Raw genomic sequence first — 12830 nt, forward strand, 5'->3', positions numbered from 1 at the left:
CTTAAATATGCAAGCTTTTTGGTATTATATAGGTATAGTCATATCCAGAGTTTTGATTTATAATTAAAGCTGTGCTATAATATGTGATTAATCAAATCAATAAACGTTACATGGAGGTAAAAATGAACAAATTAAATATATGTATTGATATAGATGGAACAATAACAAGCCCTTATCATTTTCTTCCATACCTAAATGATATTTTTAATAAAAACATAACTGAAGCAGAGTGTATAACACATAATTGGGAAGAATTATATGGTTCAGGGATAAGAGATGTATATGCAGAATTTAATAATAAGTATATACATTCATATGATGAAGCAAAGATTGTGGAGGGTGCTACTGAGGTAATTGGCACATTATCTAAAGGACATAAGTTATCTTTTGTAACAGCTAGACATGAGTGTTTAACTGATGTAACTAAAAACTGGCTATCGAGACAAGGATTTTCAGATATAGATGTTTACTTATTAGGAAGTGATTATAAAGTTGAAAAGGCAAGAGAGCTGAGTTGTGATATATTTATAGAAGATAATCCTTTAAACTCGGTACAATTAGCTGATGCTGGAGTTAAAGTAATACTTCTAGATACTAACTATAATAAAGATATTATACATCAAAATATAGTTAGAGTTAATAATTGGATAGATATTGAAAAAATTATAAAACAAAGTGTTTAAAAGATTTGTAAATCGAAAGGGGGAGCATATGATAGATTTAAAACTTGAAAATAGAAAAGGAAAGATTCATGTAAAGAGCAGTGAAGTAAAAGATATTTTAGAATTACGTCCAGACTTTGAATATGTACAAGATATATCAAATACTATAAATCAAGAAAACATATTAGTGTTTGATTGTCAACTGACAGGAAATTCTTTTGATATGGATGATTTAGATATAGAAGAAATATTAGAAGAATTGGGTGAAGAAATAGATGAGTCTTATTTCAATGTTTTATTTGAAGATGTAAGAGCTTATTTAAAAGATGCTACTGATGAGATAGAAGCAGATTTACAAGAAAATTACTTATTTGATAATTTGAGATGTTATTTTGATATATACAATATAAATCAAGAATTTACCGATTTTAAGTTTGTATTTTTAGTTTCTTTTAAAGATATAAAAATTTCTTCATTAGCAAACCTAGCTAAGATTGTTTCTAAAAGACAGCTTATAGGTGCATCTAAGTTTTATAGTTAAAATGGAATCGTATGGTGTTAAAAACTAGTAGCCTTGTAAAAACATTGGTTACTAGTTTTTTTATTTGTACATTTTCACAAAGTTTCAGAAAACTATTTACATTATTAAAAAAGTAATGTATATTAAACATAATGTACAGTATAATGGAAAAAATAGAGTTGAGTTACTAAATGTATTAAACAACTAAATGATTTATTTTTAGCTTAGTATAGCAGGAGGAGAATTTATGCAAAATTTAAATGAAATAATTTCAGAAAATTTGAAAAAAATAAGGAAAGAAAAACACCTTAGTTTAGATAAGATTGCTCAACTTAGTGGAGTAAGTAAGAGTATGTTGTCCCAAATTGAGAAATGTGAGGTAAATCCTACTATATCTACTTTAAAGAAAATAACTAATGGACTAAAAATTTCATTTACATCATTGATGGAGAGACAGGAAAGTGATATAGAATTGGTTCAAAAAAGTGATGTGGACCATTTTATTGAGGATGATGGAAAATATATAAGTTATCCGATATTTCCATTTGATTCTAAAAGAAGATTCGAAATATTTATGATTGAAATAGAAGAGGGTGGAAATTTAGATTCAAATGCTGAACTTCCAGGGACACAAGAGTTTATAACTGTTTTTAGTGGTGAGGTAACCATCAAAATAAATGGAGATGATTATGTTGTGTGTAGTGGAAATTCTATAAGATTTAAAGCAGATGTATCACATATATATAGAAACTCAGGTAAGGGTATAGCTAAAATGAGCATGGTAGTATATTATGTATAAATAATTTGGTGAAGTATATAGTTATATTTAGATGCTTTTAGGTATGAGATTAAATAATAGGAGTGTGATTTATGATGATTAACAAAAAAGCTGTCTTTTTCTTTTGTAATGATTTAAAGAAAGACCCAGTAGCAAATAGTGTGATTAAATGTTGTGAGGAAATGATGGATTTAAAGCAAAGTGATATTGTCATTGATGAAAGTTTTGTATTAGAATTTACAGATAAAGACAATAATTTATTTCAGTTTGTAAAGACAAAAGATGTAATAAGTCATAATTACAAATATTACTTGCCAATTTTAAATAAATATTTCAAAGATTATAATTTTGCAGGTGTTGTAAATTGGCATGAGGGGGAAAATGCTCCAGAGCAGATTTTAACAGCTCATACAATTGGAGATGTACCAACAGGAGAGTTTGGAAATTCTAACCCAAGATACTTTAAAAACATAATTAATGCAATTGAAGATATAAAAAATGAAACTTCACTTGATGAATTTACTACATTAACAGAAGCAACCCATTGGTCTGGCACAACATATGGCGAAGAATCTAAACTAATTACAGAATATTCTGTACCTATGTTAGACATAGAGATAGGAAGTAGTAGTGATAGTTTTAATAATAAGATGGCAATACAAGTATTAGCAAAAGCACTGGTTAGAGTATTTGATAATGATGAACCTTTAAAAACTTTATTATGTGTTGGAGGGGTTCATTTTGAAAAATCTTTTGCAGATATTATAAAAAATAAAGAATATAACATATCAATTGGACATGTACTGCCAAATCAGTGGATTGTAAGTGGGATGTATGATGATGAATTTGGATTTGAAAAATTAGAGAAGTGTGTAAATAGTATTGAAGGTGGAATTGATGGTATAGTTTTTCATGATAAATTAAAAGGTACTTATAAAGAGCAATGTCGTAAATTAGGTGAAAAACTTAATGTACCTGTATTTAAACATAAAATATTAAAAAATCCAAAAGATTTACCTATATGGTAGCTATATAATCAATATAAATAATAAGTCAGATTAATTTTTAAGTGAGGTCAAAAATGATATTATCTTATTTTGCATTATTAATTAGAGTAGTGCTATTAGCTTTTGAGAGAGTAGTTGTAAGGTTATTAGGCGATGAAGAAGGTGATATTTATAAAAATATAGCTTCATCATTTTTATTTTTCTTTATTGGAGGAGTATGTTTACTTCCATTTAGTTTAACGTATAAAGTTAGTGATTGGTCATTTTTAATACCATGTTATATAAGTAGCTTAGTTTACTCAATTGGATCAGTAGCATATGTGACATCTTTAGCAACTGGTGAAGTTTCACTTGTGACTCCAATAAACAGTCTAAATTCTTTGTTTCTATTACTTTTATCAGTTATATTTTTAGGTGAAGGTTTAAGTTTAGCAAAAGTTGCAGGAATCATAGTTATGATTGGTGGAGTATTCATATTAAAAAAAGTAAGTTCTTTTCTAAAAAATGTATCCGTGATTTTTAACAACTTGCCATGTAGACTAATGTTTTTGTACATATTTTTACAATCAGTAGGGAGAGTGTTGGATAAGGCTTTTTTTGTACAAGTATCTCCTATACTATATTCGACTATACTTTATTTCTTTGTAGGATTAAATCTATTTGTATTCTTAGCATTTAAAAAGAAGCAAAAAGTAATTTATGAGATTTTTAGTAATAAAAAAGTTCTTTCAATTGTAAGTGGTGCTATTAATGGATATTCTTATTTAGCGTTATTAATCGCTTTAAATAATCTAGAGCTTAGTATAGCTGAACCGTTTTCTCAGGTATCTATGATAATAACTTTGATACTTGCTCATTTTATATTCAAAGAAAATATAAAAGAAAAAATACCAGGTTCAATTTTAATACTAATTGGTGGATGGCTATTGTTACTTTAATCGTTCCATTAATTAAAAAGAAGTATAGATAATTAAAGTCAGTTTAATAAATAGCTAATACATAATTAATAAATAATAAATAGGGAATATAAACATATTTATTTAGATAAATTTGTTTATATTCCCTATTTTGGTTATATTGATTTTTATATTTGATATAATATGAATCTCACAAATTATTAGTTCTTATGTCTAACTCTTAGTGGTATATCAAGTTCTTTTGCTAATTGCTTAGATTCTTCTATTTCTTCTGGAGATATTTCATCTACTACTGAGAAAGCCACCTCTTTTATGTGTTTTTTGCAATCTCTTGCAAAATCTAACATATAATCAAATGATTTTTCCCCAAACTTTGGTTGTGTAACTCTATTATATGCTTCTTTATTTGGAGCATTAAGGCTTATTGATACTGCATCTATAACATCTTTTAATAGGATAGCTGTTTTTTTATTGTGTATTAAATCACTTAAACCATTTGTATTTATTCTTGTCTTTATGTTACTTTTTTCTTTTATAAACTTAGCAACTTCTATTAATTCATTTATTCTCATTAAGGGTTCACCATATCCACAAAAAACAATTTCATCGTAGTCGTCTAAATTGTATTTGTTGAAGGCTTCTTTTACTTCGTCTATACTTGGTTCATGTTCCAACCATAGACTACCACTATTTGCTACTTCATCTTTTTCATTTCTTATGCAAAAAACACAACTACATGGACATGTATTAGTTATATTTACATAGATACTATTTTCAATTGTATATAAGATATTCATAATTTTCCCTCCATAAATTTAAATTCTTAATTAAAATAACGTCTTTTAAAGTCAAGTTTATCAAGTGCTATACCTAAAATTATAAAGACAATAAAACTTCCTATTGGCTGTAATAAACCGAGTAAGCTCATTATAAATGCACTTGTAAAGCTTCCAATGATTATTCCTTCAGCAAACATGTATAAGACTAACCCTACTATACCTGCTATAATCGAAGCAATTATATTTCTTTTATTTATTATCTTGTCACTTTTAGAAGTGAAAAATAATACAAGTATTGGCTTTATGATTATAGTTGGTATTACCCAAATAGCAGCACCTGTAGATAAATCAGCTAGACCAGCACCTATTGCAGAGGCTGCTATAGCGTAGTTTGTTGGTAAGATGGTTGCAGCAAGATAAATAAAAGCATCTCCTATATGAACATATCCATTATTTCCACCCACTGGGATATGTAGTATATACGCTATTGTCAAACATATTATGGATGCAAATAACGCAGAAGTAACAATATAGGTCGTTTTTTTAGAAGTAACTTTATTCATTTTTTCCAATATACTCCCTCCCTAGAAATCCAAAACTAAGATAATTGTAATGTTTTCTTATACATATATTAATATTAATCATACAATTTTCATAGTTTGTTTAGTGTTTTTTTTGTAAAATATAGATTGTACCCATTCAAATGTATATAAATAGAAACGAGGAATAGAGTAGTAGGCAAAGTAGAATATAATATGTGATGTATTAGAAGTGGATAAATTAGAGATAAAAAAATAATATAAGAGAGTCTACCCAATAGACTCTCTTATATTTGGGAAATTAAAGGCTATTTTGTTAGATAATAGCTAATTAATAAAAAAATATATTTATAAAATACTAATTTACTCTGTTAGTAGCAGTTCCTGTTTCTATAACTTCTACAGCACTACTTAAACTAGAATAAACTATATTTTCTATCGCTGTACTAGTGAAGAAACCAAGGTGATGAGTGAATATAACTTGTTCCATAGAAAGAAGTTTGTTTATTTCTGGGTCAGTTAATTCGCCTGGATTCATCTTTTTATTTAAGAATAATCCTTCAGTTTCAAATGTATCAAGGGCAGCAGCTCTTATTTTTCCTGATTCTAGTGCTTCTATTAAGTCCCCTGTCTTAATTAAACCACCACGACCAGTATTTACTATATAAGCTCCATCCTTCATTATAGCTAGAGTATCTTTGTTTATCATATGTTTTGTTCCTTCAAGTAAAGGAGTATGTAATGTTATAAGGTCAGCTTCTTTTAAAAGGTCTTCTAAAGTATCTTTATAAGTTAATATATCATTTAAATCATTATTTGGATATTGGTCAAATGCAATTACGTTAGCCCCTAAGCCTTTGAATAGTTTTGCAGAAGTAGCACCTATTTTTCCAGTACCTATAACACCTACTGTAATAGATCTAACTTCTGTTCCAAGAAGTTCAGCTATCCAACGATAGTCACCTTCACAGACTTTTTTCTTTACTAAAGGAGTTTTTCTTAAAAGGTTCATAGCTTGAGTAACAGCTAATTCAGCTATTGCATTAGGTGAATAAGAAGGAACATTAGTAACAATAAGTCCATTTTCATTAACTAGACCAAAATGTATCATATCCATTCCTGCAGTTCTTGAAGCTATAACTTTAACCCCAGCATCTTTTAAAGTCTCATAAATATAAGGGTTATCTATATAGTTAGTTTGTTGTATAGATATACCATCATACCCTTTAGCTTTAACCACATTTTCTTCAGTCATGTTTTCAGGATAAATATCCACTTGAACATCCTTATGCTCTTCAGACCATTGTTTTATTACTGGTTCTTCATAATCGCGTGCTCCAAATACTAGTATTTTCATATCAATACCCTCCTGTAATTATTAAATTATATGGTAATCTTTCATTTAGAAATAATATGTAACATATAAGGCTATGTTTTTTATACAAAATTTTTAAGGTTAAAAATTTAGTTTTGAAATTGTTTTCCCTGTCATATTTCGATATTTAGTTATTTTTTATTTAATGTAATAATTGCTTTAAAAATTTATCAAAGAAATTGTTATTTTTTAGATTAAATATTATTAAAAATTTATCTAAGTTTGAAATTAGTTAACTAACTTGCTGATTAATTACAATGATAACATGTGTTTTTGAGTTTAGCAATGAAAACTTTTTTTGAAATGTCAAGCTTTTTCACAAAAAAATATATAAAAAAAACTTTTATATGCATAGAAAGGATAGCAAAATGCAATGGAGAGTTGCATAATGCCACGATATAAAAATAATAATTCAATTGTATATTGTTAAAAAACATTCAAATCAAGCGATATTTTGCTTAAATATAAAGTTGGCACGATAAATGCTTAACAATATAGGTGTAAGACAATAAAACAATAAAAAATAATTTTAATAATTTTTAAGTTATTTTAGATAAGATTAGGAACTTTGACATCAAATAGTTAATATCAGAAAAAGGTATTTCATGAGTGATTTAATCGAAATTTTATAATTGATACTATTAAGGAGGAAAACGTTATGCTTTTAGAAGGAGTTAAAGTAGTAGAACTTTCAAGTTTCATCGCAGCACCATGTTGTGCAAAAATGTTAGGTGACTGGGGTGCAGAGGTTATTAAGATTGAACCTATAGAAGGTGATGGAATAAGAGTTATGGGTGGAACATTTAAATCTCCAGCATCAGATGATGAAAACCCTATGTTTGAATTAGAAAATGGAAATAAAAAGGGTGTAAGTATTAATATAAAATCAAAAGAAGGAGTAGAAATATTACATAAATTATTATCAGAAGCAGACATATTTGTAACTAATGTTAGAGTTCAAGCATTAGAAAAAATGGGTATAGCTTATGACCAAATAAAAGATAAATATCCAGGATTAATATTCTCTCAAATATTAGGATATGGTGAAAAAGGACCTTTAAAAGATAAACCAGGATTTGACTACACTGCATACTTCGCAAGAGGAGGAGTTAGCCAATCTGTTATGGAAAAAGGAACATCTCCAGCAAATACAGCAGCAGGATTTGGTGACCACTATGCAGGTCTAGCATTAGCAGCAGGAAGTTTAGCAGCATTACATAAAAAAAGTCAAACTGGTAAAGGTGAAAGAGTAACAGTAAGTCTTTTCCATACAGCTATATATGGAATGGGAACAATGATAACAACAGCACAATACGGAAATGAAATGCCTTTATCAAGAGAAAATCCAAACAGCCCATTAATGACTACATATAAATGTAAAGATGGAAGATGGATTCAATTAGCTTTAATACAATACAACAAGTGGTTAGGTAAATTCTGTAAGGTTATAAATAGAGAATATATATTAGAAGACGATAGATACAATAACATAGATTCAATGGTTAATCATGTTGAAGATTTAGTTAAGATAGTTGGAGAAGCTATGTTAGAAAAAACATTAGATGAGTGGTCAGCTCTATTAGAAGAAGCAGACTTACCATTTGAAAAAATCCAAAGCTGTGAAGACTTATTAGATGACGAACAAGCTTGGGCAAACGACTTCTTATTTAAGAAAACATATGATAGCGGAAATACAGGTGTCTTAGTTAATACTCCAGTTATGTTTAGAAATGAAGGAATAAAAGATTATACACCAGCACCAAAAGTAGGTCAACATACTGTAGAAGTATTAAAATCTTTAGGTTATGATGAAGAAAAAATAAATAACTTCAAAGATAGTAAAGTTGTAAGATACTAATTAGTAATTCTAGATTTTATAAAAGGAGAATGCTAAAGATGTACACAATGGGATTAGATATAGGTTCAACTGCATCAAAGGGAGTAATTTTAAAAGATGGAGAAGATATTGTAGCTTATGAGACAATATCTTCTGGTACTGGGACTACTGGACCATCAAGAGTTTTAGAAAAATTATATGGCAAGACTGGTCTTGCAAGAGAAGACATTGAAAAAGTTGTAGTTACAGGATATGGAAGAATGAATTATTCAGATGCTGATAAGCAGATAAGTGAATTAAGCTGTCATGCCAGGGGAGTAAACTTCATAATTCCAGAGACAAGAACCATTATTGACATAGGTGGTCAAGATGCAAAGGTATTAAAGTTAGATAATAATGGAAGACTACTAAACTTTCTTATGAATGACAAGTGTGCTGCTGGTACAGGAAGATTTTTAGATGTAATGGCAAAGATAATAGAGGTTGATGTATCTGAACTCGGAAGTATATCTATGAATTCTCAAAATGAAGTGTCAATAAGCAGTACATGTACAGTATTTGCAGAGTCTGAGGTTATATCACATTTATCTGAAAATGCAAAAATTGAAGATATAGTGGCAGGTATTCATACTTCAGTAGCAAAGAGAGTTTCTAGCCTAGTAAAAAGAATAGGAGTACAAAGAAATGTAGTTATGGTTGGTGGAGTTGCTAGAAATAGTGGTATCGTAAGAGCTATGGCAAGAGAAATCAACACAGAAATTATTGTACCTGATATACCTCAATTAACGGGCGCTTTAGGAGCAGCATTATACGCTTTTGATGAGGCGAAAACATCACAAAAAGAAGTGAAAAATATATAAAAAGAGGGATGAAAATGTCTGAAAAAAAAGAAGCTAGAGTAGTAATAAATGATTTATTAGCTGAACAATATGCAAATGCATTTAAAGCTAAAGAAGAAGGAAGACCTGTAGGTTGGTCAACATCAGTATTTCCTCAAGAATTAGCAGAAGTATTTGACTTAAATGTGTTATATCCAGAAAACCAAGCAGCTGGGGTAGCGGCTAAAAAAGGTTCTTTAGAATTATGTGAAATGGCTGAATCTAAAGGATATTCTATCGACCTATGTGCATATGCAAGAACAAATTTTGGTCTTTTAGAAAATGGTGGCTGTGAAGCTTTAGATATGCCAGCTCCAGATTTCCTACTTTGCTGTAACAATATATGTAACCAAGTTATAAAATGGTATGAAAATATTTCAAGAGAATTAGATATACCTCTAATAATGATTGATACAACTTTCAATAATGAAGATGAAGTTACTCAATCAAGAATTGATTATATTAAAGCTCAATTTGAAGAAGCTATAAAGCAATTAGAAATTATATCAGGAAAGAAATTTGACCCTAAGAAGTTTGAAGAAGTAATGAAAATATCAGCTGAGAATGGAAGACTATGGAAATACTCTATGAGTTTACCAGCAGATTCTTCTCCTTCACCAATGAATGGATTTGACTTATTTACTTACATGGCTGTAATAGTTTGTGCTAGAGGTAAAAAAGAAACTACAGAAGCATTTAAGTTACTTATAGAAGAATTAGAGGACAACATGAAAACTGGTAAATCTTCTTTCAGAGGAGAAGAAAAATACAGAATAATGATGGAAGGTATACCTTGTTGGCCATATATAGGATACAAAATGAAAACATTAGCTAAATTTGGAGTTAACATGACAGGTAGTGTTTACCCACATGCTTGGGCATTACAATATGAAGTTAATGATTTAGATGGAATGGCAGTAGCATACAGTACTATGTTTAACAATGTAAACTTAGACCGTATGACAAAATATAGAGTTGATTCTTTAATAGATGGTAAATGTGATGGAGCATTCTATCATATGAACAGAAGCTGTAAACTTATGAGTTTAATACAATATGAAATGCAAAGAAGAGCAGCTGAAGAAACTGGATTACCATATGCTGGATTTGATGGTGACCAAGCAGATCCTAGAGCTTTTACTAATGCTCAATTTGAAACAAGAATTCAAGGTTTAGTTGAAGTAATGGAAGAAAGAAAAAAACTTAATAGAGGTGAGATATAATGGAAGCTATTTTATCTAAAATGAAAGAAGTAGTTGAAAATCCAAATGCGGCTGTAAAAAAATATAAAGATGAAACTGGTAAAAAAGCTATAGGTTGTTTCCCAGTTTACTGCCCAGAAGAGATTATACATGCAGCTGGAATGCTTCCAGTTGGTATATGGGGAGGACAAACAGAATTAGATTTAGCTAAACAATATTTCCCTGCATTTGCATGTTCAATAATGCAATCATGTTTAGAATATGGATTAAAAGGTGCTTATGATGAATTATCTGGAGTTATTATACCAGGTATGTGTGATACATTAATTTGTCTAGGACAAAACTGGAAATCAGCAGTACCTCATATAAAATATATATCATTAGTACATCCACAAAATAGAAAACTTGAAGCTGGTGTAAAATACCTAATCAGTGAGTACAAAGGTGTAAAAAGAGAGCTTGAAGAAATATGTGGTTATGAAATAGAAGAAGCAAAAATTCATGAAAGTATAGAAGTTTACAATGAACATAGAAAAACTATGAGAGACTTTGTTGAAGTAGCTTATAAACATTCTAATACTATAAAACCATCAGTAAGAAGCTTAGTAATCAAAAGTGGATTCTTTATGAGAAAAGAAGAACACACTGAATTAGTTAAAGAATTAATAGCAAAATTAAATGCTATGCCAGAAGAAGTCTGTTCTGGAAAGAAAGTTTTATTAACAGGTATAGTAGCTGATTCTAAAGATATATTAGATATTTTAGAAGACAACAATATATCAGTTGTAGCAGATGATTTAGCTCAAGAAACAAGACAATTCAGAACAGATGTACCAGCAGGTGATGATGCGTTAGAGAGATTAGCAAGACAATGGTCAAACATAGAAGGATGTTCATTAGCTTATGACCCTAAGAAAAAACGTGGGTCACTTATAGTAGATGAAGTTAAAAAGAAAGATATAGATGGTGTTATCTTCTGTATGATGAAGTTCTGTGACCCAGAAGAATACGATTATCCTTTAGTTAAAAAAGATATAGAAGATAGTGGAATACCTACTTTATATGTTGAAATTGACCAACAAACTCAGAATAATGAACAAGCCAGAACTCGTATTCAAACTTTTGCTGAGATGATGAGTTTAGCGTAAGTTCATTAAAATAAATTTACTATAAAATGTGAAAATTGGAGGAAGCTATGTTATATAACAAAGAACAAGAACTTTTAAGAAAAGCAGTAAGAGATTTTGTTAGTAAAGAATTAGATACTTTACCAGCAGAAATGGATAAAACAGGTGTAATGCCTAAGGAATTAATCAAAAAGTTAGCTGAAACAAAATTTATAAGCAGTAATATTCCAGAAGAGTATGGTGGTGGGGGAGCAGGATATGTTTCTTATGCTATCATAATGGAAGAAATAGCTAGAAGATGTGCATCAACAGCTACTTTTGTTACAGCTGGTTCTTCTCTTGCTACATTACCAATACTTTACAATGGTACTGAAGAGCAAAAACAAAAATACTTAAAAGGTTTAGCAACAGGTGAATTAATAGGAGCATTTGGTTTAACTGAGCCAGGAGCTGGTTCTGATGCAGGTGGACAACAAACAACAGCAGAATTAGTTGGAGACCACTACATCTTAAATGGTAGAAAAACTTTCATAACTAATGGACCATTCTGCGACATAGCTATAGTAATAGCAGTTACAGATAGAAGTAAAGGTCTTAGAGGTACATCAGCATTTATAGTAGAAAGTAAATGGGATGGTTTCTCAACAGGAGCTCATGAAGATAAAATGGGTATAAGAGGAACTGAAACTTCTGACTTAATATTTGAAAATGTTAAAGTTCCAAAAGAAAACCTTATAGGAAAAGAAGGTAATGGATTTAAAATAGCAATGGGTACTTTAGAAGTAGGTAGAATAGGTGTTGCTGCTCTAGCTCTAGGAATTGCTCAAGGTGCTTTAGATGAAGCTGTTAAATATACAAAACAAAGAGTTCAATTTGGTAAGCCTATAGCTAAATTCCAAAATACTCAATTTACTATAGCTGATATGGAAACAAAAGTTTGTGCAGCTAGAGGATTAGTTTACGATGCAGCACAAAAGAGAGATGCAGGAATGAGAGTTGCTCAAGAATCTGCAATGGCTAAATACTATGCAGCAGAAGTTGCAAATGAAGTTGCTTACAAAGCATTACAACTTCATGGTGGATATGGATTCATAAAAGATTATGAAATCGAAAGAATGTACAGAGACGCTAGAATCGTATCAATATACGAAGGAACATCAGAAGTTCAAAAAATGGTAATTTCATCAAACGTATTAAAATAATAAATAA

13 protein-coding genes are annotated in these 12830 nt (G+C 29.6%); 10 read left to right on the top strand and 3 right to left on the bottom strand.

Translation table 11 applies throughout. From position 1 onward, the window contains the following. Positions 1-122 precede the first annotated feature (122 nt). The 5 genes from Q3287_RS08440 to Q3287_RS08460 all read left to right on the top strand — a co-directional run bounded on the left by Q3287_RS08440 (position 123) and on the right by Q3287_RS08460 (position 3905). The gene (locus Q3287_RS08440; RefSeq protein WP_407963867.1) at positions 123-683 is read left to right on the top strand and encodes a 5' nucleotidase, NT5C type; all 561 of its coding nucleotides are present in this window, start codon (positions 123-125) and stop codon (positions 681-683) included. A 28-nt stretch (positions 684-711) separates the two neighbouring features. Then, complete coding sequence (locus Q3287_RS08445; RefSeq protein ID WP_021382913.1) at positions 712-1203, top strand: hypothetical protein; 492 nt, start codon at positions 712-714, stop codon at positions 1201-1203. Positions 1204-1429: 226 nt separating this feature from the next. Next, positions 1430-1981, top strand: a complete 552-nt coding sequence (locus Q3287_RS08450) for a helix-turn-helix domain-containing protein (protein ID WP_054268930.1) — start codon at positions 1430-1432, stop codon at positions 1979-1981. Between the two features lie 71 nt (positions 1982-2052). After that, positions 2053-2988 (top strand): D-aminoacyl-tRNA deacylase, encoded by a 936-nt coding sequence (locus tag Q3287_RS08455; protein WP_223152932.1) that lies wholly within the window; start codon positions 2053-2055, stop codon positions 2986-2988. Positions 2989-3041: 53 nt separating this feature from the next. Beyond that, positions 3042-3905, top strand: coding sequence for a GRP family sugar transporter (locus Q3287_RS08460; RefSeq protein ID WP_407963868.1), 864 nt, complete (start codon positions 3042-3044; stop codon positions 3903-3905). Between the two features lie 179 nt (positions 3906-4084). Here Q3287_RS08460 and Q3287_RS08465 read toward each other — a convergent pair whose 3' ends face one another. The 3 genes from Q3287_RS08465 to Q3287_RS08475 form a co-directional block, all read right to left on the bottom strand. Further along, positions 4085-4681, bottom strand: coding sequence for a TIGR04100 family radical SAM protein (locus Q3287_RS08465; RefSeq protein ID WP_407963869.1), 597 nt, complete (start codon positions 4679-4681; stop codon positions 4085-4087). 26 nt (positions 4682-4707) lie between these two features. Then, the gene (locus Q3287_RS08470; protein ID WP_054268933.1) at positions 4708-5235 is read right to left on the bottom strand and encodes a TIGR04002 family protein; all 528 of its coding nucleotides are present in this window, start codon (positions 5233-5235) and stop codon (positions 4708-4710) included. Between the two features lie 325 nt (positions 5236-5560). Further along, a complete protein-coding gene (locus tag Q3287_RS08475; RefSeq protein ID WP_054268934.1) occupies positions 5561-6559 on the bottom strand; it encodes a D-2-hydroxyacid dehydrogenase in 999 nt (332 codons plus the stop codon). 676 nt (positions 6560-7235) lie between these two features. Here Q3287_RS08475 and hadA point away from each other — a divergent pair. From hadA to acdB, 5 genes are read left to right on the top strand one after another with little or no spacing between them, the layout of a single operon-like run. After that, positions 7236-8435, top strand: a complete 1200-nt coding sequence (gene hadA / locus Q3287_RS08480; RefSeq protein WP_054268935.1) for an isocaprenoyl-CoA:2-hydroxyisocaproate CoA-transferase HadA — start codon at positions 7236-7238, stop codon at positions 8433-8435. Positions 8436-8473: 38 nt separating this feature from the next. After that, positions 8474-9274, top strand: a complete 801-nt coding sequence (gene hadI, locus Q3287_RS08485) for a 2-hydroxyisocaproyl-CoA dehydratase activator HadI (protein ID WP_021382982.1) — start codon at positions 8474-8476, stop codon at positions 9272-9274. A gap of 14 nt (positions 9275-9288) precedes the next feature. Further along, a complete protein-coding gene (hadB, locus tag Q3287_RS08490) occupies positions 9289-10515 on the top strand; it encodes a (R)-2-hydroxyisocaproyl-CoA dehydratase subunit HadB (RefSeq protein ID WP_074179972.1) in 1227 nt (408 codons plus the stop codon). Next, positions 10515-11642 carry a (R)-2-hydroxyisocaproyl-CoA dehydratase subunit beta gene (gene hadC, locus Q3287_RS08495; protein WP_054268937.1) on the top strand — a complete coding sequence of 376 codons (1128 nt, stop codon included), beginning with the start codon at positions 10515-10517 and terminating at the stop codon, positions 11640-11642. Before hadB ends, hadC begins: the two co-directional genes overlap by 1 nt. Positions 11643-11689: 47 nt before the next feature. Continuing rightward, complete coding sequence (gene acdB / locus Q3287_RS08500) at positions 11690-12823, top strand: putative isocaproyl-CoA dehydrogenase AcdB (protein WP_021382942.1); 1134 nt, start codon at positions 11690-11692, stop codon at positions 12821-12823. Positions 12824-12830: the final 7 nt, after the last annotated feature.

It is taken from the genome of Clostridioides sp. GD02404 (assembly GCF_045898275.1).
Classification (GTDB): domain Bacteria; phylum Bacillota; class Clostridia; order Peptostreptococcales; family Peptostreptococcaceae; genus Clostridioides; species Clostridioides difficile_A.

Bases quoted from the DNA above. Each gene is read 5' to 3' on its own strand.
- Q3287_RS08455 (WP_223152932.1), top strand. From the start codon at position 2,053: ATGATGATTAACAAAAAAGCTGTCTTTTTCTTTTGTAATGATTTAAAG.
- Q3287_RS08475 (WP_054268934.1), bottom strand. From the start codon at position 6,559: ATGAAAATACTAGTATTTGGAGCACGCGATTATGAAGAACCAGTAATA.
- acdB (WP_021382942.1), top strand. From the start codon at position 11,690: ATGTTATATAACAAAGAACAAGAACTTTTAAGAAAAGCAGTAAGAGAT.
- hadC (WP_054268937.1), top strand. From the start codon at position 10,515: ATGGAAGCTATTTTATCTAAAATGAAAGAAGTAGTTGAAAATCCAAAT.
- Q3287_RS08465 (WP_407963869.1), bottom strand. From the start codon at position 4,681: ATGAATATCTTATATACAATTGAAAATAGTATCTATGTAAATATAACT.
- Q3287_RS08460 (WP_407963868.1), top strand. From the start codon at position 3,042: ATGATATTATCTTATTTTGCATTATTAATTAGAGTAGTGCTATTAGCT.
- hadA (WP_054268935.1), top strand. From the start codon at position 7,236: ATGCTTTTAGAAGGAGTTAAAGTAGTAGAACTTTCAAGTTTCATCGCA.
- Q3287_RS08445 (WP_021382913.1), top strand. From the start codon at position 712: ATGATAGATTTAAAACTTGAAAATAGAAAAGGAAAGATTCATGTAAAG.
- hadI (WP_021382982.1), top strand. From the start codon at position 8,474: ATGTACACAATGGGATTAGATATAGGTTCAACTGCATCAAAGGGAGTA.
- Q3287_RS08450 (WP_054268930.1), top strand. From the start codon at position 1,430: ATGCAAAATTTAAATGAAATAATTTCAGAAAATTTGAAAAAAATAAGG.
- Q3287_RS08440 (WP_407963867.1), top strand. From the start codon at position 123: ATGAACAAATTAAATATATGTATTGATATAGATGGAACAATAACAAGC.
- hadB (WP_074179972.1), top strand. From the start codon at position 9,289: ATGTCTGAAAAAAAAGAAGCTAGAGTAGTAATAAATGATTTATTAGCT.